The sequence below is a fragment of the Pseudomonas sp. FW215-R2 genome (genome assembly GCF_058789255.1).
The window spans coordinates 170,465-193,162 of sequence record NZ_JBYTBO010000010.1; the positions used below are offsets into that span (position 1 = coordinate 170,465).

A 22,698-nucleotide genomic window follows, 5' to 3' on the forward strand; every position below is an offset into this window, starting at 1 on the left:
AATGGAACTGGCCAGCCTGATCGGACGCCTCAACCCGGACAACCGCCGCGCCCTCGAACGCGCCGCGCAACGATGCCTGCAACGCGGGCATCACTTTGTCGAGATCGAGCATTTGTTGCTGGAGTTGCTCGACATCGAGGGCGGAGACTTTGCCTTTCTGCTGCCGCGTTTCGGACTGGAACGGGATGCATTGACGGCTGAAATCAACAAGGCGCTGGACCTGTTCAAGGCTGGCAGCACCCGCACGCCGGCGCTGTCTTCGCACACGCTGGGATTGCTGGAAGATGCGGTGGTGCAGGCCAGTGTGCTGGGCATCGACAGCATTCGTTCCGGGCTGCTTTTATTGGCGTTGATCGACCGTGACGAGCGCCGCAGCCTGCTGCTCAACAGCGCGTCGTCATTGCTGCGAATTCCAAAAGAAGCCCTGCGCGCGAACCTGCTGGAGTGGACGGAGAACTCCCGCGAGCATGTTGGCCCGCGTTCTGTGTCTTCTGGAAATCCAACGCCACGGCAAGACTCGGTACTCGATCAATACACCCAGGACCTGACCGCCGACGCCCACGCCGGGCGCATCGACCCCATCGTGGGTCGCGACGGCGAAATTCGTCAGTGCATCGACATTCTTTTGAGGCGCCGGCAAAACAACCCGATTCTGGTCGGCGCACCGGGCGTGGGCAAAACCGCCGTGGTCGAAGGCCTGGCGCTGCGTATCGCTGCCGGGGACGTGCCGCCCTCCTTGCAGGAAGTCAGCCTGCGGGTACTCGACCTGGGTCTGTTGCAGGCCGGGGCCGGGGTCAAAGGTGAATTCGAACAACGGCTCAAAGGCGTGATCGACGCGGTTCGCAGCGCCGACAAGCCAATCATCCTGTTCATCGACGAAGCCCATACATTAATCGGTGCTGGCGGTGCCGAGGGCGGCAGCGATGCGGCCAACCTGCTGAAACCAGCGTTGGCCCGAGGCGAATTGCGCACTCTCGCCGCCACGACCTGGATGGAATACAAGAAATACTTCGAGAAAGACCCGGCCCTCGCCCGCCGCTTCCAGCTTGTGCAGGTCGAAGAACCGGATGAAATCACCGCCGTGGAAATGCTCCGTGGCGTGGCCGCCAAACTCGAACAGCACCACGGCGTGCAGGTTCTGGATGCGGCGATCCATGAAGCGGTGAAACTCTCGCACCGCTACATCTCCGGCCGTCAGTTGCCGGACAAAGCCATCAGCGTCCTCGACACCGCGTGCGCCCGGGTCGCCCTCGGCCAGCACGACGTGCCGCCACCGCTGGAGAGCCTGCGCCATCGCCAGCAAAGCCTGAAAGAAGAGGTTGAGCGCCTGCGTCGTGAACAGGCCACAGGGCTCGACCACCGCGAACGCATCACCCTGCTGGAAAGTGAATCGAAGACCAACGTCCAGGCGATCCGCGAACTGGAAACCCGCTGGAGCGAAGAGCGCGTCGCCGTGCGCGAACTGCTCGACACCCGCCGCGAATTGCTCGACCTCAGTGAACGCGCCGACAGCGACAAGCCCGACGAAGCCACCGACAGTCGCATTGATCATCTGGCAGCCGAATTGTTGCGGCTTGAGGCAGGCCTCGATGCGATTCGCCAGGACGATCCGCTGGTGCCCGAACAGGTCGACAGCAAAACCGTCGCTGCCGTGATCGCAGGCTGGACCGGCATCCCCGTCGGCAAAATGCTTGCCGACGAAGCCCATGCCGTGCGCACCCTCGGACAGCGCATGGGCTTGCGCGTGATGGGCCAGAAAACGGCACTCGCGACCATCGCCCAGCGCTTGCAGGCCTACCGCGCAGGGCTCACCGATCCGCAAAAACCGGTCGGTGTGTTCTTGCTGGTCGGGCCCACGGGCGTTGGCAAAACCGAAACCGCGTATGCGCTGGCCGATGCCTTGTACGGCGGCGAACGCAATCTGATCAGTATCAACCTCTCGGAATATCAGGAAGCCCACACCGTCAGCCAACTCAAGGGCGCCCCTCCGGGTTACGTCGGTTATGGCAGTGGCGGCGTGCTGACGGAAGCGGTACGGCGCAAACCGTATTCGGTGGTGTTACTGGACGAAATCGAGAAGGCACATCCGGATGTGCTGGAAGCGTTCTACAACGTCTTCGACAAGGGCTTGATGGAGGACGGCACCGGCCTGGTGGTGGACTTCAAGAACACCGTGATGCTCGCCACCAGCAACGTCGGCGCTGAACTGTTGCTCGATACGCCCGAGTCACAGATCGGCTCTGAAGCCTTCAACGAGGCGCTGCACAAAGTCCTTTTGCAAGCCTTCCGCCCGGCATTTCTGGCACGCATGACGGTGGTTGCGTACCGGCCGCTGGATGAGGCGACGCTGGAAGGAATTGTGTTGGCGAAGCTGGAAAAACTGCGCGGGCGCTACAAGGCGGCGACCGGCAAACAGTTCGAGTTTGATGCAGGAATCGTCAAAGCAGTACTCGCCAAATGCAGCGCGGCCGGGGCGCGTGATGTCGAGAACGTGTTGATGACGCAGGTGACCGGGAAGTTAGCGGAATGGGTGCTGGAATAGCACCCTTCATTTGCAAGGAATCAAACGGGCCGAGCTATTCGTCATTCGCTGCTTATTTATTCAAAAGGCGTTCAACCATGGGCAATACCTCATCAAACTCAAAAAAGGCCGATCAGCCTGAAGCATTGCTGTCATTGCTGCGCACAAACCCTGAAGCCTTTTTCGGCAGCCATGCCCTGATTGTGCGAGGCGGCTCCGCCACCCCGGACTGCAGTGTTTCACCCGTCTCGACGGGCAATAAAAGTGTATTGCAATTGAACGTCACGGCGGCGGGCATCGATTGGTATATCCCCTATAAAAACTTTGACGCAGGTTCTATCGAGGTCCCAAAAGGGCAGGACACAGGCACGCTGGTTGTGACGTGTTCAATGAACGGTTGTGCGCTGTCCGTTCATGGAACGGCAACCGGCAACCGCTTCTTTCATGATGCCGACGGCAAACACATGCCCGATCCGTTACCTGAAGGTGTTGAGCCCCTCCCCAAGTTTCGCCGCACAGATGCAGACTTTTCCGGAAGCGACTCCACCGACCTCAGCGCATTTATCGTCAAAGCCAAACAGGCTGCCGAGGAAGGCGCGAAGGACATTAACAAGTTTGTGAAGACCTGGTTTGAACACACGGTTGTCTCGGTAAAAACCGATGCCGGCTGGTCGGTTTACCGCTGTACCGTATTGATGTGGGGATCTGACTACACGTGGCTTAACAAGAACAAGCCTTTACTGGGCACGTTCCTGGACTGACGCCTGGTAAAAGCAAACCGGACGGCAAGAGAACAGCTCCAGAGAATCAAACGGGAGTCGATGAGGCAGCACGTGGTAGACATAAGGAAAAGTCATCATGTTGAAAAGTATTCTCGAAAGAACAAAAACACACCTGATGATGAACATAGACACAACTCATTCAGGAACAGTTGACTTCGACCTGGAACGTCCGTCTTCCGGTCCGCAATACATGCTGGTCAATTCCGGCGGGCCTTATCGGGCCTACTACCTGGCGTGGCGTGAGGACAGCGGACTGTTTATTGACCTGCCTGCCGCCCCCACCGGAACCGACCCGATTGTTTTTCTTACGGCAAATCTCACGGGCTGTTGCGTAGGCATTCAGAATTACGGTGGTTTTATCAGGGTTCGTCATTACAACCTGGCGACTGAGGACGATCACAAACCGGTCTTCTCCCGTGATGATCTGGCCAGATACGGCACTAACATTTCCTGGTTATTGCCGGCGGACAAGTACAACGCGGCTACTCTGAACAACGCGACTTCCTATACGCATTTTGGCCCATGGACAGATGCTGTCATCTGGGGTGAATACGTGGCCCGATACTGGCCGTTCACCTCAAAGTGGCACTTCTACTATCAGGACGGCAATGCCAGTACTGTCGTTCATGAGTTGAACTATCAATAGCAGGCCATTTGATGCCCCGCTCCACCGACAGCAATACCACGCTCTCCCTCACCGCCCCCTCGCTGTCGGCGCTTTACCCCGATTCGCTGGCCGGTGACGAATCGCTCAACTCACTCGGCTCGCAAACCCTCAACGGCCTCAACGACGGCACCGCCCTCACCCTGACCAGCGCTGTCGCCACTCACGTCACCACCACCCTGCACAACGACGCCCAACTCCGTCCCTTCGACGCACTGGTCGCCGAAATCCGCCAACTCCCTGCCGACGCCACCGCCGAACGCTATCAACTCGTATTGCGCCCGTGGCTCTGGTGGCTGACCCTGGCCAGCAACAACCGGGTGTTCCAGAACCTCGCCACTTCGGACATCGTCACCACGATTTTCAAGGCCCACGGTTTCACCGACTTCAAGCTGTCGCTGACCGGCAGTTACACGCCACGCGAATACTGCGTGCAGTACGGCGAAACCGATTTCGCCTTCGTCTCGCGACTGCTGGAAGAGGAAGGCATCTTCTGGTTTTTCACCCACGAGGACGGCAAGCACACGCTGGTGCTGGGCGACAGCAACGATGCCTTCGTGCAGATCCCCAACGGGCCGAAGGTCAAGTATCTGGGTCAGCAAATGGGTGAACGTGAGCTGCACGGCATCCGCTCCGGCCAGGTGTGCGTGCAGGCTGTCGCGGGCGTGTATCGAGCGACGGATTACGAGTTCACCACGCCGACCACTTCACTCTATGGCCAGGCCGAAGCCGTGGCCGGGCCGCGCTCTATCTACGAGCATCCCGGTGGTTACAACGCCAAGGCTCGGGGTGATGCGCTGACCAAGCAACGGGTCGACGGTTTGCGCAGTGAAGAGAAGCGATTTGTCGGCGAAAGCGATTGTCGTTGGTTGATCCCGGGCCACTGGTTCACCCTCGACGGCCACGAAGATCCGAGCCTGAATATCGATTGGGTGGTCACGCATGTCACCCACGACGCCAGCCACGAAAGCTATCGCAACCGCTTCGAAGCAATCCCCAAAGCCACGCCGTTCCGCCCGCAACGCACCACACCCAAACCACGCATGCATCCGCAGACCGCCCTCGTGGTCGGCAAGTCCGGGGAAGAAATCTGGACCGACGAGTACGGCCGGATCAAGTTGCAGTTCCCCTGGGATCGCGACGGCAAGAACGATGAAACCAGCTCCTGCTGGGTGCGCGTGGTGTTGCCGTGGAGCGGCAAGGGTTTTGGCATGCAGTTCGTACCGCGCATCGGCCAGGAAGTCATCGTGACCTTTATCGACGGCGATCCGGATCGGCCGCTGGTCACCGGATGCGTCTACAACGGCGACAACGCCCTGCCCTATGCCTTGCCCGCCAACCAGACTCAATCGGGGATCAAGACCCAGTCGTCCAAGGGCGGCGGCGGTTTCAACGAGCTGCGTTTCGAGGACAAGAAGGATGCCGAAGAGGTGTTCCTGCAAGCGCAGAAAGACCTGAAGATCAACGTGCTCAACGACACCACCGCCACCGTCGGCCACGACGAAACCCTCACGGTGCAGAACGCCCGCACCCGCACGGTCAAGGATGGCGACGAGACCGTCACGCTGGAAAAAGGCAAACGCAGTGTGACCATCCAGACCGGCAGCGACAGCCTCGATGTGAAGGACAGTCGTACCGTGAAAGTCGGCGCCGACCAGAACCACAGCACCGGCGGCAACTACACCGACAAGGTCACCGGCGATTACAGCCTGACGGTGGACGGCAACCTGACAATCAAGGTCAGCGGCACCCTCACCCTGCAAAGCGGCGGCAGTTTCACGATCAAGAGCGGCGCGGATCTCGCGGCCTCGGCCAGCACCTCGATCACCCAGAAGGCTGGCACGGCCATGACCAACCAGGCCGGCACCTCGCTGGACAACAAGGCCGGGACGACGCTGACCAACGACGCAGGCATCAGCCTGACCAACAAGGGCGCGGCCTCGCAGACCGTGGACGGCGGCGGCATGCTGACCATCAAGGGCGGGCTGGTGCAGGTCAACTGACAAGGAGAAGCCATGGCGATCACACCGCTGGATTTGCAACAGGATGACAAACACCTCAAGGGACGTCTGCAGGACGGGCAACTCGATGGTCCATTGAGCATCAAGGATGACGGTCGCCAACAGGCAGACCTGAATTACAGCCAGGGCGAATTGCAGGGCACCTCCCTGCTCTATCACCCCAACGGCAAGGTCTCGGCGCAAATGCCGTTCGTGCGCGACAAACTGCAGGGCATCGCCAGCTTCTATGCGCCCGAAGGCTGGTTGCAGCGCAAGGCCACCTACCGGCGCGGGTTATTGCATGGCGAAGCGTTCAATTACTTTCCCGACGGACAAGTGGCGGAGGCCGAGTTCTATCGCGACGGCGTGCGTGAGGGGCGTTATCAGCGCTTTCATCCCAACGGTAAACCGGCGGTGGATGCGCGTTATCTGAATGGGCAATTGATGGAACCCGAACAGGGATTTGCCGAGGACGGTCGACCGCTGGATGCCGATGGCAAGCCGATTTCCCGGGTGCGCTGGTGGTTTCGCAAATGGACGGATCCGGCGCAGGCCTGAAACCCCAGAAGAGCCCCTCACCCTAGCCCTCTCCCAGAGGGAGAGGGAACCGATCCGGGAATATTTGCGAATTACACCGACGTGAACGGTCTGCTGTGAATCCATAATCGACTAGGTATTTCAGGTCGATGTACAACGAAAGACACCTCGGTCGGCTCCCTCTCCCTCCGGGAGAGGGCTGGGGTGAGGGGTTTGGATTTCGCGCCAAATACAAAACTCAGGGAATCAACATCTGCATCTGCCCCGGCATCACGATCTTGATCACCCCCGCCCAGTTGCACATCAACGTGCTGTTGGCATCGATTGCAGGCATCCCGCCCAACAGCAAGGTCGGCGCGCCGCCGGGGATCCACGGCGAGGCGGTGGCGGGAATGCACGGCATCGGCGTCAGCACACCCAACGCGGCAGCCGTGGCAGCGGCGACCATCGGGTTGGCCATGCTCATGCACATGCCGAAGGTGGTGACGTTGACCAGCGGAATATGATCCATGATGTTCGCCGCCGGCATTCCGCCGGTCAACGTGCGGTTGACCGGCAGCACGTTGAGCACCGCCGGCGCGGCGCCGAAACTGCATTGCAGGGTGGCGCTGGCACAGACTTGCGGGCAGCCCATTTCAAAGCTCCTTTCTGAACAAGGCATTCGCGCTAAACCTTAGTCGCCTGCGGCCCGCCGCGCACATTCCCAAAGGTGATTATCGTGCAACACGCTAACCTATAAGACCGAACCGCGCTTGTGACCGCCCGAGCGCGCCATTAGATTAGCCAATGATGTCTGGCCTCCAAAATAAGCAGAAGGGATAAGCATGGCGCTTACTGACCAGTCCACCCGTATCCGCTCTGGCGAAGAACTCGATGCCAGCCTGATCGATCCGTACCTCAAGGCGCACATTCCGGGCCTGACCGGCACGCCGCAGATCAGCCAGTTTCCCGGCGGCGCGTCGAACCTGACCTACCTGCTGGAATACCCGGATCAGGAATTCGTCCTGCGCCGTCCGCCGTTCGGCCACAAAGCCAAGTCCGCCCACGACATGGGCCGCGAATTTCGCATCCTCAACCAGTTGCGCGACGGCTTCCCGTATTGCCCGAAAGCCTACGTGCACTGCACCGACGAATCGGTGATCGGCGCCGAGTTCTATGTGATGGAACGGGTCAAGGGCATCATCCTGCGCTCGGACCTGCCGCCGGAACTGGGCCTGGATTCGGCGAAAACCGAAGCCCTGTGCAAGAGCTTCATCGACCGTTTCGTCGAACTGCACCGGGTCGATTACAACGCCTGCGGCCTCGGCGATCTGGGCAAGCCTGAAGGCTACGTCGCCCGCCAGATCAAAGGCTGGAGCGAACGCTACGAAAAAGCCCTGACCCCGGACGCACCGCACTGGGAGAAAGTCAAAGCCTGGCTCAACGACAAGATGCCGGCCGATCACCCGACTTCCAGCATCGTGCACAACGACTACCGCTTCGACAACGTCATCCTCGACCCGAACAACCCGATGCAGATCATCGGCGTGCTCGACTGGGAACTGACCACCCTCGGCGATCCATTGATGGACCTGGGCAACACCCTCGCCTACTGGATCCAGGCCGACGACCCGGCACCGGTGCAACTGATGCGCCGCCAGCCGAGCCACGCCCCGGGCATGCTGACCCGCCGCGAATTCGTCGACTACTACGCCGAGCGTTCCGGCATCCAGATCGACAATTTCGACTTCTACTACACCTACGGCCTGTTCCGTCTGGCCGGCATCGTGCAGCAGATCTACTACCGCTTCTTCCATGGCCAGACCCAGGACAAACGCTTCGCGCAGTTCATTCACATGAACAAACTGCTGGAGCACATGAGCCTGCAGGTCATTGCCAAATCCAGCCTCTGATGACGGCGTTATAACAAGGCTTACTACAAGGGAATCCCATGTCCAAGACTCAGTTGTTCGACCTCGACGGCAAGATCGCTTTCGTTTCCGGCGCCAGCCGTGGCATCGGTGAAGCCATCGCCAAACTGCTGGCCCAGCAAGGCGCCCATGTGATCGTTTCGAGCCGCAAACTCGAAGGCTGCCAACACGTGGCCGACGCCATCATCGCCGCCGGCGGCAAGGCCACAGCGGTCGCCTGCCACATCGGCGAAATGGAACAGATCAGCCAGGTCTTCGCCGGGATCAAGGAACAGTTCGGGCGCCTCGACATTCTGGTCAACAACGCCGCGACCAACCCACAGTTCTGCAACGTGCTGGACACCGACCTCGGCGCCTTCCAGAAAACCGTCGACGTGAACATCCGCGGCTACTTCTTCATGTCGGTGGAAGCCGGCAAGCTGATGCGCGAAAACGGTGGCGGCAGCATCATCAACGTGGCGTCGATCAACGGCATTTCGCCGGGGATCTTCCAGGGCATCTACTCGGTGACCAAAGCCGCCGTGATCAACATGACCAAAGTCTTCGCCAAGGAATGTGCGCAGTTCGGCATCCGCTGCAACGCCCTGCTGCCGGGCCTGACCGACACCAAATTCGCCTCGGCCCTGGTGAAGAACGACGCGATCCTGAAACAGGCCCTGACGCAGATCCCGCTCAAGCGCGTAGCCGACCCGAGCGAAATGGCCGGCGCCGTGCTGTACCTGGCAAGTGATGCGTCGAGCTACACCACCGGCGTTTCGCTGAACGTGGACGGCGGTTTCCTGTCCTGATCCGCTTCTGACGCAAACGAAAAGGCAGCCCAAGGGCTGCCTTTTTCATGCCTCCAGAACCTTCGGCAACTGCCAGCCGAAATGCACCGACAACAACCTCAACAACAGACACGCCGCCCCCGCCAGCAACGCCGCAGCCACTGGCGGAACCCCCAGCCTGCGCCCGATGATCAACACCGCCGCGCCGACAAACGCCGAACTGGCATACAAATCCGCCTGCAACACCACCGGCACCCGCGCCAGCACGATGTCACGCAGCACCCCGCCACCGACGCCGGTAATCGTGCCCATCAGCATGGACACAAACGGCGAGATCCCGAAATTCAACGCTTTCTGCGCCCCGGCCACGGCAAACAGCGCCAACCCCGCCGCGTCCAGCACGATCAAGGTAGAACCGGACCAGCCCAGCACCTGCTCATGAAAAACAAACGCCACCCCGCCCATGGCAAACGCCAGCGCCGGATAACGCCAGTCAGCCACAGCCTTGGGTGGTGTAGCGCCGATCAACAGATCACGGGTCACCCCGCCGCCGAGTGCGACGATAAAGGCAATCACCATCACCCCGAGCAGATCGAGCTGACTGCGCATCGCCGCAATCGCGCCCTCAACCGCAAACACCGCGGTGCCGACCAGATCGGCCACCAGCACAATCCACTCAACCCGCGCCTTCACAGGCGCCCGGGCTATTGAGTGACGCAACGGGTCGTTGAGATGTGTCGAGTCACTTGACCGTCGGCATACGCATCACCGGCGACCTCGGTATTTTCAATCACCTGACAGGTACGCTCCGGTGGCGGAGGCGGCGCGGCCGGCGGAGGGGGTGGAGGACTGGCGCAGCCACTGAGCAGCACCAGACCGAAAGCCGACAACAACGATGAACACACGCGTTTCCCAGGATTGTTCATAGGATGACCCGCGATGAAAGGAAGAAAACTCCCGTTGCCGAGCGTACAAATGCCCGGTTATGGAAACCGAACCACTCATTCCTTATAGACCAGTGGGCTGCGAGTGCCAGTGAAATGGCTTGAACTGGTGGGATTTGCTGTCGATTTTTGGGATGAGTAGCTATCAATTGAACGAGTCGACTGATCCGTCGCCACCACTGACAAGCCAGTGCCAACAGGTGAATGTCAGATTGGGACGCAGAGCGTCCCGGGCTGCATTCCCACGCGGAGCGTGGGAACGATCAAAGAGCACACAAGTCGGCTTCGCGCTCCTCACCACTCAACACGATGAGCGTTAGCTCGAGTACCGCTTTTGATCGCAGGGCCCGTCGGCAGGCTGAGTGGAGGGATTGATCCGGGGTGGGAGCGCAGCGACCGTGTGGCGAAGCCAAACACATCGAGAGGAGGTGCAGCGAAGCAAACCGTAGGCGATGCCCCCGGATCAATCCCGGAGCGAAGGAACCCGAGCCACAGCGAGGGCCGAACGTCAGGGTAAAGACTTTTTGGTTACTTTTGAGGCGTTTGTCAAAAGTGACCCGCTGTAAGAGCGGAACCGCCAGCCGCAACACCCGAAGAAACGGATATTCACCCAAACCCACCCAGAGCATGGTCGGCCCAAAGGCCGCCAAGCTCACCCGGGCGACCGCAAAGAATTACTCTCAAGCTCATACCGCAATTCATCAATCAAGGCATCCACCGCTTCCGGCGTCCGCAACGCATCCAGACTCAACCCACTGATCACCAGATCCACCCGCCCCGAAACCGGCTCATACAACTTCACCGTAAGGGAGTGATCCCCATCCACCACACACTCACAAGCCAACGGCGAAAAACTGCGCTCAAGCCGAGCCCGCAACTGCGCCAGATAAATCATCGCGCCAGCTCCGCACAACGAGACTCAACGAAAAACAACACATTCATAAAGGGCTGATCCATTAGCAGGTTCCAAAGAGACACGATCACCAAAAAAATGCATCGCACCTCACCAGACTAAGAACACCCCGCCCGATCAAACACCCGAATTTGCACCCCATGAACTAGTGCATTTGCACCTTACCGCTGCCCTCTGCTGCTCCCCGAAAACAACCCACGCTCCCGAGCCCAGACAATCGCCTCACTGCGACTGTGCACATCGAGCTTCGAATACACCGTCGCCACATGATTGCGCACCGTGTTCGGCGCCAGTTTCAAGCGCGCAGCAATCTCCTTGTCCGCCAGCCCCTCACAGATCAGCCCCAGCACATCGCGCTCGCGGGCGGTGAGATCGGTGAACGACACGCTCGGCAGTTGCGGCGAATTGACCTTCTTCACATTCGCCAGTTTTTCGATCAGCGTACGGCTGAACCACGAAGCATCCTTCATCACCTCTTCAATCGCCGCCACCAGCTCAAGCTCGGTGCGCTTGCGTTCGGTGATGTCCATCAGCACCAGCAGATAGCACACCGTGTCCTGAATGTTGACGGTGTCGGCGGACACCGCGCACTCCAGCAATTCGGCGTCTTTCTTGCGGATCCGCATATCGACGCGATCGACCCGACCGGTCTTCTCCAGCGCCGCCAGCAACCGGGCGCGTTCCGCCGGTTCATCGATGAATTCCAGTTGTGCGACGGTCTTGCCGAGCACGTCGTCGCTCTCGTAAGCCAGGGCATCGAGAAAGGCCTGATTAACGTCGATCAGCCGCTGCTCGTCGGCACTGCAAATCAGGATCGGCACCGGGGTCAGGCGAAAGGCCTTGGCGAACCGCTCTTCACTTTGGCGCAAGGCAACTTCCGCCTTGTGCCGTGGCTCCATGTCGACGAACGAAAACAGCATGCAGTCCTCGTCATTGAGCACCAGCGGCTGCCCCGCCACGATCACCTGCTTGCTGCCACCGTCCGGCAGACGCAATTCAGCCTGCATCTGCGGAATGGTCGCGACATCGCGCAGGCGCTGGATCGCCAGGTCCTTGCGCTCGGCCTGTTCGAGAATATCCAGTTCATAGGTCGAGGCGCCGATCACCTGATCGCGGGTGTAGCCGGTCATTTCCAGGAACCCCGGATTGACCTTGATGTAACGCAGATCGCTGAGGCGGCAGATCACTGCCGGCGCCGGGTTGGCATTGAAGGTTTTTTCGAAGCGCTGCTCGGCGTTGGCCCAATCGGTGACGTCGCTCATGATCAGCACCAACGACTCGGTCTCGCCGTCGCGGTCGGTCAACACCATGCTGCGCACGCTGTGCACCCAGGTGCGCTCCTCATCGCTGCGCGGGGTGACTTCGACCAGCACGTCGCTGAAGGTCTCGCCGGCGGCCACACGGCTGATCGGGTACTGCTCCAGCGTCAGTGTATGGTTGTTGCGATAACGCAGATTGAAACGCTCGACGTATTCCCCGGCGTTGTTGCCCAACTCGCCGATGCGACTGACGCCATGCATCGCCAGCGCCGCCTCGTTGGCCCAGAGAATCGTCTGGTCGAGTTCCAGCAGAATCACCCCGTCGGACAGGCCGGCAATGATCTGCTGCAACTGACGGCGATTGGTTTCGGTGGTCAGGACGTCCCGGCTCATTGGCTCTCCACAAATGCACGCATGTGAAGTTTACGACCGCAGGCCGTTGTGATCGTGCCGGGCAACTTTGTCCCTGATTATCGCGATGCGTGATCGGCCAGTTCCCGCAGCGTATCCAGAAACAGCTTGAGCACCGGCGAGGCATCGTCCGCCCGATACGTCGCGCCGGGCCAACGGGTGATCCGCCGGCATCACCACGTGGATCGGCTCGTGGATCAGCAATTCATTGCGCAGCTGCGGGTCGTCATAGCCGACGCGAAACACGGATGGCTCGGCCCGGACGTCTGCGACGGTGCGACGATTGGTCTCGTCAGCTCCCACCGGCGGCGTTCGCGACTTTCGGCTTTCTCGACTAACGTTAGTACCTCATCGGATTGAGCCCCTGCCAGCTACACCGGGCTCTTGATCAAGGAGAGACTGATGACATCCAACCGCCTCATCGAACAGACCTATCGCACCTGGTCCAGCCCCATCCTGCTGGAGCTGAAAAAGCGCGAACACCAGATGGCGCCAGCCGAACGCCAGGCGCTCGAGAACGTGCTGGTGGAAAGACGATTGCTGGACGTTGGCAACCCGAATGGCGTTGAACGACGAAAAGGCGCGGCGAGTAAAACCGACAATCCCGGGTAATCACTTCACCCGCCTGAGTTTGCGTTCAGCCCCAGGCTCAGTAGTTCCTTGCGCAAGATCGAGGGTTTTAGAAACGCCAACCCAGCCTGCCATTCCATCGGCAGCAAACGACTCAACTTCTGCTGGCTGACCACGGGTTCGGCCAGCAAACAACTCTTGTGCTGGCTGATGCAGATGACGTTCAGCAACCAGTCATCACCCTGCCCCTCCATCCAGCGGCAAATCTCGCTGCGATACTTCTCGATCAGCGCGTTGGCATCCCACACGGTCATCTGCGCAAAAACCTCAGGCAACCGGCTTTCGGGTTTCATGCGTTTGAGATCGGCGGCCAATGCAGCCGACATGTCTGATTCGATGGCGGCCTGACACTCGAGGAAGTATTGCCCGGGCCAGTCCGCCGTGAGTTTCCCGTGTGGCGCGAGTTCGGCGTAGGCATCGATGTCCGCCGTTGTGGTCATCTGCCCGGTGAAATTCAGCGTGTTGTCCAGAATCGCCGTGGCCAGCAGCGCGGCGCTTTGCTCGCTGATCCTTGGCACCAAGCCTGCGGCTTTCCAGCGCTGAAACACCTGAGTCGCTGCCGCGCCGATCGGGCGGATGTCGGCGGCCGATCCAAGTGTCTGTGCCCAATGGTCTTCGAAGCCCGGATGATGGTCGATGACTTCCACCACCCGATCGAGTGCGACCATCGGGTCGAAATGGTGGTAATCGGAGACGTCGACCAGCACGAACTCGTCGTTCGAAGTCGGGCGGTAATCGTGCAGCACCGCGCCCCAGCCGAGCACGGTGTTCGAAACACTGGCATTGGGTTTTGCGCTGCTGACGGCGCGGGCAGGAATGCCTTGCAGGTTGAGCAACTCTGCGTAGGCGATGCAGCAGGCGTAGGCGTCGATGTCCAGATACGCCGAGCCTGAGGTGATGACTTTGATGGGCGACATTGCGCGTCCCTGGCTTTCCTTTCAGGGGCGGCAACGTCGCACGTACAGATGACAGTTTGAAGTCAGGCGGCGCGCTGTCCTCCCGCCACCGCCGCCGAAGCCGCCAGCATCGCCCGCAGCAACACTGCACAGCCGGCCGCCAGATCGTCCGGCGCGGCGTTTTCGATTTCGTTGTGGCTGATGCCGCCTTCGCACGGCACGAAGATCATACCGGCCGGGCCGAGTTCGGCGAGGAAGATTGCGTCGTGTCCGGCGCCGCTGACGATGTCCATGTGCGACAGGCCCAGACCTTTGGCGGCACCGCGCACGGCTTCGACACAGCCTTTTTCGAAGTACAGCGGCGGGAAGTCGGCGGTCGGGGTCAGTTCATAGCTCAGGCCGTGTTCTTCGCACGTCGCTTCGATGACTTGTTTCACCTCGCTGATCATCGAGTCGAGACGTGCCGGTTCCAGATGCCGGAAGTCGAGGGTCATGCGCACTTCGCCGGGAATGACGTTGCGCGAGCCCGGATAGGCTTGCAGGCAACCGACCGTGCCGCAGGCGTGGGGTTGGTGGCCGAGGGCCGCGCGATTGACCGCGCCGACGATCACCGAAGCGCCGACCAGAGCATCCTTGCGCAGGTGCATCGGGGTCGGGCCGGCGTGGGCTTCGACGCCGCGCAGTTTCAGGTCGAACCACTTTTGCCCCAGCGCGCCGAGTACTACGCCGATGGTTTTCTGCTCGTCTTCAAGGATTGGTCCTTGTTCGATATGTGCTTCGAAGTAGGCCCCGACCTTGTGCCCGCTGACCTTGCGTGGCCCGGCGTAGCCGATGGCGTTCAGCGCTTCGCCGACGGTTACGCCGTCGGCATCGACCTTGGCCAGGGTTTCCTCGAGGGTGAACTTTTCCGCGAACACGCCGGAGCCCATCATGCACGGGGCGAAGCGCGAGCCCTCTTCGTTGGTCCAGACCACCACTTCCAGCGGCGCCTCGGTTTCCACGCCCAGGTCATTGAGGGTGCGCAACACTTCGACCCCGGCCAGCACGCCGAAGCAACCGTCGAACTTGCCGCCGGTGGGCTGGGTGTCGATGTGGCTGCCGGTCATCACCGGGGGCAGGTTCGGGTTACGGCCAGGGCGGCGGGCGAAGATGTTGCCGACTTCATCGACCGTGACGCTGCAACCGGCGTCCTTGCACCACTGCACGAACAGGTCGCGGGCCTGGCGGTCGAGGTCGGTCAGGGCCAGGCGACAGACCCCGCCCTTGACCGTGGCGCCGAGTTTGGCGAGTTCCATGAGCGACGCCCACAAGCGGTCGCGGTTGATGTGCTGATGGGTCGATTGCAGAACGTCTACGGCTGCGTTCATGGGGATCTCCTCAGGCAGTTCTTATGGGAATTACAACGGCGATTTGACGACCACCGGGCTGGTCCGCATCGCGCACAACCCGTAATAGATCAACCCGCCCAGCGCCGAGCCGGTGAACCAGCCGTAGCTGTAAAACCAGCTGAATGCGCTGCTGCCCAGCGACAGCAGGGTCAGCACCACCGGCACGCCGAACGCGATGAACCCGGCCCAGTTCCACGCCGGGTACACGTCGTCGCGGTACAGGCCGGCCAGGTCCAGTTGCTGTTTCTTGATCAGGAAATAGTCCACCACCATGATCCCGGCGATCGGCCCGAGCAGGCTGGAATAGCCCAGCAGCCAGTTCGAATACACGGTTTCCAGGCTGACATCGGAGACAATCCATCCGAGCTTTTTCAGCAGTTCATGGCCCATCAGCGCCAGACCGACGAAGCCAGTGAGGATCACCGCTTTGGTGCGGTTGATGACCTTGGGCGCGATGTTCTGGAAATCGTTGGTTGGCGAGACGATGTTGGCGGCGGTGTTGGTCGACAGCGTGGCGATGATAATCAGCGCCATGGCCACCGCGACCCACACCGGGCTCTGGATATGGCCGATCAGGGTCACCGGATCGGAGACGCTGACGCCCACCAGTTTCACCGACGCGGCGGTCATCACCACGCCCAGTGCGGCGAACAGGAACATGGTCAGCGGCAGGCCGAAAATCTGCCCGAGGATCTGATCCTTCTGGCTGCGGGCATATCGGCTGAAATCGGGAATGTTCAGCGAAAGGGTGGCCCAGAAACCGACCATCGCTGTCAGCCCGGCGGCGAAGTAACTGACCACGCTCGCACCTTCGGGACGCTTCGGCGGAATCGCCAGCAGTTCAGTCATCGACACATTCGGCATGGCCCACACCAGCAAGCCGATGCCGACCGCCACCAGCAACGGTGCCGACAGGGTTTCCAGCCACTTGATCGACTCGGCACCCCGAATCACCACCCACAGGTTCAGCACCCAAAAAATCATGAAACCGATCACCTCCCCCGTCCCGCCGAGGGATTTCCAGCCCTCAAACACCGAGCCGAGAAACAGGTGAATTGCCAGCCCGCCGAACATGGTCTGAATGCCGAACCATCCGCACGCCACCAGCGCCCGGATCAGGCACGGCACGTTGGAGCCGAGAATTCCGAACGACGAACGCAGCAGCACGGGAAACGGAATCCCGTACTTGGTGCCGGGAAACGCGTTGAGTGTGAGGGGAATCAGAACGATGACGTTGGCAAACAGAATCGCCAGCAGTGCCTCGCCAACGGTCAGGCCAAAGTACGCGGTGAGCACCCCGCCGAGGGTGTAGGTCGGCACGCAGATCGACATGCCGATCCACAGCGCGGTGATGTGCCATTTGTTCCAGGTTCGTTCGCGCACCTTGGTCGGTGCCATGTCGTGGTTGTAACGGGGACTGTCGAGGACGTCGCTGCCGGCTTCGAGCTCGAACAAGCCGTCGCGCTCGATCACTTGTGATCTGTTCTGTTGCATGGCCGCTCCACTGTTCTTCTGATTATTTTTTTGCTCATCAGGCGGCTGCACACGCGGGTGCAAGCCGGACGATGGCCGGAGGAACTGACAACTTTCTTGCACCGGCCATGGTGTCAGCGGCGGCATCAATAAACGTGCCGGGTGCCCCGCTTTCGCATCGGGCCGTGCTTTCAACTTTGCGTAACCAACTGATGTTTATCAGTTTTAATTATTCACCTTATGAGGCCGGGAAAACTTGACTGAACACTCAGGCTAAATGCCAGGCAAGTTGTCCGAACTGTCAGGACTCAATCTGGTGCACTGCACTTTTTTTCGTCGTGGGCGATCAACCGCAGCTCAACTTCAAGCGGCTGATTTCACATAGGAAATCTTGCTCATATTTCCAACCTGTCAAGTGCGTCAAAATGGTGAAGCACCTCACCATTTTGGTGATTTTGTATTTTTATCGTTATTTATCAGTCACTTAAAACAGATATAAGCTTATAAAAAATATTCTTGCTCAATTGTAAAACTGCGACTAGCGTCTATTCCTGACAGCGCTGACAAGATTACGCATTGGCGCTGCAAACAATAAAACATCTAGAACCGGCACAAGTCGGTCATGCCTGCGAGGAACTCGGAATGTCTCTGTTGATCCGTGGCGCCACCGTTGTTACCCATGATGAAAGTTACCGCGCCGATGTCTATTGCGCTGACGGCGTGATCAAAGCCATTGGTGAAAACCTGGATATTCCCGCCGGCGCCGAAGTGCTCGACGGCAGCGGCCAATACCTGATGCCCGGCGGCATCGATCCACACACTCACATGCAACTCCCGTTCATGGGCACCGTGGCCAGCGAAGACTTCTACAGCGGCACCGCCGCAGGCCTGGCCGGCGGCACTACCTCGATCATCGATTTCGTGATTCCCAATCCGCAGCAGTCGCTGCTCGAAGCGTTTCATCAGTGGCGTGGCTGGGCGGAGAAGTCCGCCTCCGACTACGGTTTCCACGTCGCGATCACCTGGTGGAGCGAGCAGGTCCGCGAGGAAATGGCCGAACTGGTCAGCCAGCACGGGATCAACAGCTTCAAGCATTTCATGGCCTACAAGAACGCGATCATGGCCGCCGACGACACGCTGGTGGCGAGTTTCGAGCGCTGCCTGGAACTCGGCGCCGTGCCGACCGTGCACGCGGAAAACGGCGAGCTGGTCTATCACCTGCAGCGCAAGTTGATGGCCCAGGGCATCACCGGGCCGGAAGCGCACCCGCTGTCGCGGCCCTCGCAGGTCGAAGGTGAAGCCGCGAGCCGGGCGATCCGCATCGCTGAAACCATCGGCACGCCGCTGTACCTGGTACACGTCTCGACCAAGGAGGCCCTCGACGAAATCACCTACGCCCGCAGCAAGGGTCAACCGGTCTACGGCGAAGTGCTGGCCGGGCATCTGCTGCTGGACGACAGCGTCTACCAGCACCCGGACTGGCAGACCGCCGCCGGTTACGTGATGAGCCCGCCGTTCCGCCCGCGCGGGCATCAGGAGGCGCTGTGGCATGGCTTGCAGAGCGGCAATCTGCACACCACCGCCACCGATCATTGCTGCTTCTGCGCCGAGCAGAAAGCCGCCGGCCGCGACGACTTCAGCAAGATCCCCAACGGCACCGCCGGCATCGAAGACCGCATGGCGGTGTTGTGGGATGAAGGGGTGAACTCGGGACGGTTGTCGATGCAGGACTTCGTCGCCCTCACCTCCACCAACACCGCGAAAATCTTCAATCTCTATCCGCGCAAGGGCGCAATCCGCGTCGGCGCCGATGCCGACCTGGTGCTGTGGGACCCGCAAGGCACCCGCACCATCTCCGCCAAGACCCACCATCAGCAGGTGGACTTCAACATCTTCGAAGGCAAGACCGTGACCGGTGTGCCGAGCCATACCGTCAGCCAGGGCCGGGTGGTCTGGGCCGACGGCGACCTGCGCGCCGAGCGTGGGGCCGGGCGGTATATCGAACGGCCGGCGTATCCGGCGGTGTTTGACTTGTTGAGCAAGCGGGCTGAGTTGCACAGACCTGTGGCCGTCAAACGCTGATTCCCTGATTACCGATGATCGTTCCCACGCTCTGCGTGGGAATGCAGCCCGTGACGCTCCGCGTCACTGGACGCGGAGCGTCCCTTGAGGCATTCCCACGCAGAGCGTGGGAACGATCGACAACAAAAAACCACTGCCCGACAGAGGCAGAAAACCTCAAATAACCGTGAGGCAAAAAACCGTGATCGAGACCCTGAATCATCTCCCGCACCCGCACGAAAGTGCGGCCGCCCTCGCCGGCCATTTCACTGATCTGGCACCGCCGCTCAACGACCGTCAGGCGCATCTGGAAGCTTCGCGCTGCCTGTATTGCTACGACGCGCCGTGCGTGAATGCGTGCCCGAGCGAGATCGATATCCCGTCGTTCATCCGCAACATCCATCAGGACAACGTGCCGGGCGCCGCGCAGAAAATCCTCTCGGCGAACATCCTCGGCGGCAGTTGCGCGCGGGTCTGTCCGACCGAGATCCTCTGCCAGCAAGCCTGCGTGCGCAACAACGCCCACGAATGCGCGCCGGTGCTGATCGGCCTGCTGCAACGCTACGCCGTGGACAACGCGCACTTCACCGAGCACCCGTTCCAGCGCGCCGCCGCCACCGGCAAACGCATCGCCGTGGTCGGTGCCGGCCCGGCGGGTCTGTCCTGCGCGCATCGCAGCGCCATGCACGGTCATGACGTGGTGATTTTCGAAGCGCGGGAGAAGGCTGGCGGGCTCAACGAATACGGAATTGCCAAATACAAACTGGTCGACGACTACGCGCAGAAGGAACTGGATTTCCTCCTGCAAATCGGCGGCATCGAAATCCGCCACGGGCAGAAACTCGGCGATAACCTGACCTTGAGCGAGCTGCATCAGCAGTTCGATGCGGTGTTCCTCGGCCTCGGCCTGAACGCCAGCAAGCAACTCGGCCTGGCCCACGAAGACGCGCCCGGCCTGCTCGCGGCCACCGACTACATCCGCGAGCTGCGCCAGGCCGATGACCTGTCACAACTGCCGCTGGCTGAACACTGCATCGTCCTCGGCGCCGGCAACACCGCCATCGATATGGCCGTGCAAATGGCCCGCCTCGGTGCCCGCGACGTCAATCTGGTCTATCGCCGTGGCGCGGCAGACATGGGCGCCACCGGCCACGAGCAGGACATTGCCAAGGCCAATCAGGTGCGGCTGCTGACCTGGGCGCAACCGGACGAAGTGCTGCTCGATGCTCAAGGCAAGGTGCGCGGCATGCGCTTCGCCCGTACGCATCTGGTGGAAGGTCGCCTGCAAACCACTGGCGAGACGTTCGAGCTGGCCGCCGATGCGATCTTCAAAGCCATCGGCCAGGCCTTCGACGGCAGCGCCCTCGCCGACCCGCTGGCCCGCGAGCTGAAGCGTCAGGGCGAACGCATCCAGGTCGATGAAAACCTGCGCACCAGCATCCCCGGCGTGTACGCCGGCGGCGACTGCACCAGCCTCGATCAGGACCTGACCGTGCAAGCGGTGCAACACGGCAAGCGCGCCGCCGAGGCGATCAACGCTCAACTGATGCTCAACGTGGAGGCTGCGTAAATGGCCGATCTCTCGATTGTCTTCGCCGGTATCAAAGCCCCCAACCCGTTCTGGCTGGCCTCCGCGCCACCGACCGATAAAGCCTATAACGTGGTGCGCGCCTTCGAGGCCGGCTGGGGCGGCGTGGTCTGGAAAACCCTGGGTGAAGACCCGGCGGCGGTCAACGTGTCGTCGCGTTTTTCGGCGCATTACGGCGCCAACCGCGAAGTGCTGGGCATCAACAACATCGAACTGATCACCGACCGCTCGCTGGAAATCAACCTGCGGGAAATCACCCAGGTGAAAAAGGACTGGCCGGATCGCGCGTTGATCGTGTCGCTGATGGTGCCGTGTGTCGAAGAGTCGTGGAAAAACATCCTGCCGCTGGTGGAAGCCACCGGCGCCGACGGCATCGAGCTGAACTTCGGTTGCCCCCACGGCATGCCCGAACGCGGGATGGGCGCGGCAGTCGGTCAGGTGCCGGAGTACGTCGAGCAGGTCACGCGCTGGTGCAAGACCTATTGCTCGCTGCCGGTGATCGTCAAACTCACACCGAACATCACCGACATCCGCGTCGCCGCCCGCGCCGCATACCGGGGCGGCGCCGATGCGGTGTCGCTGATCAACACCATCAATTCGATCACCAGTGTTGACCTCGAACACATGGTCGCCCTGCCCACCGTCGGCAGCAAAAGCACCCACGGCGGCTATTGCGGCTCGGCGGTCAAACCGATAGCGCTGAACATGGTCGCGGAAATCGCCCGTGATCCGCAGACTCAAGGCCTGCCGATCTGTGGCATCGGTGGCATCGGCAGTTGGCGCGATGCGGCGGAGTTCATTGCACTGGGCAGCGGTGCGGTGCAGGTGTGCACGGCGGCGATGCTCCACGGTTTCCGGATTGTCGATGAAATGAAGGATGGCTTGTCGCGGTGGATGGACAGTCAGGGCTACGCCAGCATCGCCGAGTTCTCCGGGCGTGCGGTGGGCAATACGACCGACTGGAAGTACCTGGACATCAACTATCAGGTCATCGCGAAGATCGATCAGGAAGCGTGCATCGGTTGCGGGCGGTGCCACATTGCCTGCGAAGACACGTCACACCAGGCAATCAGCAGCCTGAAACAGGCCGATGGCACGCACACATATGAAGTGATCGATGATGAGTGTGTGGGGTGCAATCTGTGCCAGATCACCTGCCCGGTGGCGGACTGCATCGAGATGGTGCCGATGGAGACGGGCAAGCCGTTTCTGGACTGGAATCATGATCCGCGCAATCCCTACCATGTAAGTGCCTGAGCCAAAGATCGTTCCCACGTCGATGCGTGGGAACGATCGATCAAGGCTCCAACCCGATCCCCCGCAAAATCACACTCGTCACCGTCTGCACCGCCCGCTCGAACTGCATGTCCGACAACGGCTGATGCTCATTCAGAATGTTCACCTGGTGATCGAAGTCGGCATAGTGCTGGGTCGACGCCCAGATCATATAGAGCAGGCTCGACGGCTCCACCGGCAGAATCCGCTTGTCTTCCACCCACTGACGAATCTTCGCCTCTTTCATCTTGGCCCAGTCGTACAGGCTGACATCCAGCGCCTCACCCAGGGTCGGCGCGCCGTGGATGATTTCGTTGGCCCAGACTTTCGAGCCATACGGCCGGCTGCGCGAATGATTCATCTTGGCGCGGATGTAGCTGCTGAGCACCACGCGTGGATCATCGAACATCTCGAAGCACAGGGCGTCCTGCTTCCACACTTCCAGCAGGTCGAACAGCACCGCGCTGTACAGCTCGCTCTTGGTCGAAAAGTAGTAATGCAGGTTGGAACGCGGCAATTGCACTTCGGCGGCGATGTCGGCCATGGCGGTGCCACCGAAGCCTTTTTCGGCGAACACCTTTTCCGCCGCCAGCAGGATCTTGTCGACATTGGTGCGGCGGATTTCGATCTTGTGATTGCCCATGAGGGCTCCCTGAAGACAACGTTGTTGAAGACTAGC

At 60.6% G+C, this 22,698-nt stretch carries 19 protein-coding genes; 11 read left to right on the forward strand and 8 right to left on the reverse strand.

From position 1 onward, the window contains the following. Position 1: 1 nt before the first annotated feature. The 5 genes from tssH (at position 2) to AC3WRD_RS16075 (ending at position 6,525) form a co-directional block, all read left to right on the forward strand. Positions 2–2,542 (forward strand): type VI secretion system ATPase TssH, encoded by a 2,541-nt coding sequence (tssH, locus tag AC3WRD_RS16055; protein WP_102622087.1) that lies wholly within the window; start codon positions 2–4, stop codon positions 2,540–2,542. A 77-nt stretch (positions 2,543–2,619) separates the two neighbouring features. Next, on the forward strand, positions 2,620–3,282 hold the full coding sequence (locus AC3WRD_RS16060; protein WP_102622088.1) for a hypothetical protein: 663 nt from the start codon (positions 2,620–2,622) through the stop codon (positions 3,280–3,282). A 97-nt stretch (positions 3,283–3,379) separates the two neighbouring features. Next, on the forward strand, positions 3,380–3,949 hold the full coding sequence (locus AC3WRD_RS16065; RefSeq protein ID WP_096820219.1) for a hypothetical protein: 570 nt from the start codon (positions 3,380–3,382) through the stop codon (positions 3,947–3,949). Between the two features lie 11 nt (positions 3,950–3,960). Next, a complete protein-coding gene (locus AC3WRD_RS16070) occupies positions 3,961–5,970 on the forward strand; it encodes a type VI secretion system Vgr family protein (protein WP_102622089.1) in 2,010 nt (669 codons plus the stop codon). Positions 5,971–5,982: 12 nt separating this feature from the next. Next, on the forward strand, positions 5,983–6,525 hold the full coding sequence (locus AC3WRD_RS16075) for a toxin-antitoxin system YwqK family antitoxin (protein ID WP_102622090.1): 543 nt from the start codon (positions 5,983–5,985) through the stop codon (positions 6,523–6,525). A 217-nt stretch (positions 6,526–6,742) separates the two neighbouring features. Here AC3WRD_RS16075 and AC3WRD_RS16080 read toward each other — a convergent pair whose 3' ends face one another. Beyond that, on the reverse strand, positions 6,743–7,138 hold the full coding sequence (locus tag AC3WRD_RS16080; protein ID WP_085732036.1) for a DUF4280 domain-containing protein: 396 nt from the start codon (positions 7,136–7,138) through the stop codon (positions 6,743–6,745). Positions 7,139–7,328: 190 nt separating this feature from the next. Between AC3WRD_RS16080 and AC3WRD_RS16085 the strand changes: the two genes are divergently transcribed. Together AC3WRD_RS16085 and AC3WRD_RS16090 are read left to right on the forward strand one after the other, a co-directional pair. Continuing rightward, the gene (locus AC3WRD_RS16085; RefSeq protein WP_102622091.1) at positions 7,329–8,396 is read left to right on the forward strand and encodes a phosphotransferase family protein; all 1,068 of its coding nucleotides are present in this window, start codon (positions 7,329–7,331) and stop codon (positions 8,394–8,396) included. Positions 8,397–8,434: 38 nt separating this feature from the next. Beyond that, positions 8,435–9,202: an SDR family oxidoreductase gene (locus AC3WRD_RS16090; RefSeq protein ID WP_085687598.1), complete on the forward strand. Its 768-nt coding sequence runs from the start codon at positions 8,435–8,437 to the stop codon at positions 9,200–9,202. Positions 9,203–9,247: 45 nt separating this feature from the next. On the opposite strand, the gene AC3WRD_RS16095 is transcribed toward AC3WRD_RS16090, so the two are convergent. The 3 genes from AC3WRD_RS16095 to AC3WRD_RS16105 all read right to left on the reverse strand — a co-directional run bounded on the left by AC3WRD_RS16095 (position 9,248) and on the right by AC3WRD_RS16105 (position 12,690). After that, the gene (locus tag AC3WRD_RS16095; protein WP_256581051.1) at positions 9,248–9,844 is read right to left on the reverse strand and encodes a trimeric intracellular cation channel family protein; all 597 of its coding nucleotides are present in this window, start codon (positions 9,842–9,844) and stop codon (positions 9,248–9,250) included. Between the two features lie 933 nt (positions 9,845–10,777). Further along, positions 10,778–11,020, reverse strand: a complete 243-nt coding sequence (locus tag AC3WRD_RS16100; RefSeq protein WP_102621979.1) for a DUF1652 domain-containing protein — start codon at positions 11,018–11,020, stop codon at positions 10,778–10,780. Between the two features lie 179 nt (positions 11,021–11,199). Further along, positions 11,200–12,690, reverse strand: a complete 1,491-nt coding sequence (locus tag AC3WRD_RS16105) for a helix-turn-helix transcriptional regulator (RefSeq protein WP_102621980.1) — start codon at positions 12,688–12,690, stop codon at positions 11,200–11,202. Between the two features lie 420 nt (positions 12,691–13,110). On the opposite strand from AC3WRD_RS16105, the gene AC3WRD_RS16110 reads away from it, so the two are divergent. Then, entirely contained in the window at positions 13,111–13,320 is a 210-nt protein-coding gene (locus AC3WRD_RS16110; protein WP_096822539.1) for a hypothetical protein, read from the forward strand. Between the two features lie 5 nt (positions 13,321–13,325). On the opposite strand, the gene AC3WRD_RS16115 is transcribed toward AC3WRD_RS16110, so the two are convergent. From AC3WRD_RS16115 to AC3WRD_RS16125, 3 genes are all read right to left on the reverse strand, one after another. Then, positions 13,326–14,246, reverse strand: a complete 921-nt coding sequence (locus AC3WRD_RS16115; protein WP_173861400.1) for a DHH family phosphoesterase — start codon at positions 14,244–14,246, stop codon at positions 13,326–13,328. A gap of 71 nt (positions 14,247–14,317) precedes the next feature. Continuing rightward, positions 14,318–15,601 (reverse strand): Zn-dependent hydrolase, encoded by a 1,284-nt coding sequence (locus AC3WRD_RS16120; protein WP_102621982.1) that lies wholly within the window; start codon positions 15,599–15,601, stop codon positions 14,318–14,320. A gap of 30 nt (positions 15,602–15,631) precedes the next feature. After that, positions 15,632–17,116: an NCS1 family nucleobase:cation symporter-1 gene (locus tag AC3WRD_RS16125; RefSeq protein WP_102621983.1), complete on the reverse strand. Its 1,485-nt coding sequence runs from the start codon at positions 17,114–17,116 to the stop codon at positions 15,632–15,634. 621 nt (positions 17,117–17,737) lie between these two features. Between AC3WRD_RS16125 and hydA the strand changes: the two genes are divergently transcribed. From hydA to preA, 3 genes are all read left to right on the forward strand, one after another. Continuing rightward, positions 17,738–19,177, forward strand: a complete 1,440-nt coding sequence (gene hydA / locus AC3WRD_RS16130) for a dihydropyrimidinase (protein ID WP_102621984.1) — start codon at positions 17,738–17,740, stop codon at positions 19,175–19,177. Positions 19,178–19,358: 181 nt separating this feature from the next. Next, a complete protein-coding gene (locus tag AC3WRD_RS16135) occupies positions 19,359–20,726 on the forward strand; it encodes an NAD(P)-dependent oxidoreductase (RefSeq protein WP_102621985.1) in 1,368 nt (455 codons plus the stop codon). Then, the gene (preA, locus tag AC3WRD_RS16140) at positions 20,727–22,001 is read left to right on the forward strand and encodes an NAD-dependent dihydropyrimidine dehydrogenase subunit PreA (protein WP_102621986.1); all 1,275 of its coding nucleotides are present in this window, start codon (positions 20,727–20,729) and stop codon (positions 21,999–22,001) included. A gap of 40 nt (positions 22,002–22,041) precedes the next feature. Here preA and AC3WRD_RS16145 read toward each other — a convergent pair whose 3' ends face one another. Beyond that, positions 22,042–22,662 (reverse strand): TetR/AcrR family transcriptional regulator, encoded by a 621-nt coding sequence (locus AC3WRD_RS16145; RefSeq protein WP_007952885.1) that lies wholly within the window; start codon positions 22,660–22,662, stop codon positions 22,042–22,044. Between the last annotated feature and the right edge of the window lie 36 nt (positions 22,663–22,698).

Excerpts from the sequence above, each read along its gene's own strand:
- AC3WRD_RS16085 (WP_102622091.1), top strand. The coding sequence starts at position 7,329 with ATGGCGCTTACTGACCAGTCCACCCGTATCCGCTCTGGCGAAGAACTC.
- AC3WRD_RS16090 (WP_085687598.1), top strand. The coding sequence starts at position 8,435 with ATGTCCAAGACTCAGTTGTTCGACCTCGACGGCAAGATCGCTTTCGTT.
- AC3WRD_RS16065 (WP_096820219.1), top strand. The coding sequence starts at position 3,380 with ATGTTGAAAAGTATTCTCGAAAGAACAAAAACACACCTGATGATGAAC.
- AC3WRD_RS16120 (WP_102621982.1), bottom strand. The coding sequence starts at position 15,601 with ATGAACGCAGCCGTAGACGTTCTGCAATCGACCCATCAGCACATCAAC.
- hydA (WP_102621984.1), top strand. The coding sequence starts at position 17,738 with ATGTCTCTGTTGATCCGTGGCGCCACCGTTGTTACCCATGATGAAAGT.
- AC3WRD_RS16070 (WP_102622089.1), top strand. The coding sequence starts at position 3,961 with ATGCCCCGCTCCACCGACAGCAATACCACGCTCTCCCTCACCGCCCCC.
- AC3WRD_RS16145 (WP_007952885.1), bottom strand. The coding sequence starts at position 22,662 with ATGGGCAATCACAAGATCGAAATCCGCCGCACCAATGTCGACAAGATC.
- AC3WRD_RS16105 (WP_102621980.1), bottom strand. The coding sequence starts at position 12,690 with ATGAGCCGGGACGTCCTGACCACCGAAACCAATCGCCGTCAGTTGCAG.
- preA (WP_102621986.1), top strand. The coding sequence starts at position 20,727 with ATGGCCGATCTCTCGATTGTCTTCGCCGGTATCAAAGCCCCCAACCCG.
- AC3WRD_RS16060 (WP_102622088.1), top strand. The coding sequence starts at position 2,620 with ATGGGCAATACCTCATCAAACTCAAAAAAGGCCGATCAGCCTGAAGCA.
- AC3WRD_RS16100 (WP_102621979.1), bottom strand. The coding sequence starts at position 11,020 with ATGATTTATCTGGCGCAGTTGCGGGCTCGGCTTGAGCGCAGTTTTTCG.
- AC3WRD_RS16075 (WP_102622090.1), top strand. The coding sequence starts at position 5,983 with ATGGCGATCACACCGCTGGATTTGCAACAGGATGACAAACACCTCAAG.
- AC3WRD_RS16080 (WP_085732036.1), bottom strand. The coding sequence starts at position 7,138 with ATGGGCTGCCCGCAAGTCTGTGCCAGCGCCACCCTGCAATGCAGTTTC.
- tssH (WP_102622087.1), top strand. The coding sequence starts at position 2 with ATGGAACTGGCCAGCCTGATCGGACGCCTCAACCCGGACAACCGCCGC.
- AC3WRD_RS16110 (WP_096822539.1), top strand. The coding sequence starts at position 13,111 with ATGACATCCAACCGCCTCATCGAACAGACCTATCGCACCTGGTCCAGC.
- AC3WRD_RS16125 (WP_102621983.1), bottom strand. The coding sequence starts at position 17,116 with ATGCAACAGAACAGATCACAAGTGATCGAGCGCGACGGCTTGTTCGAG.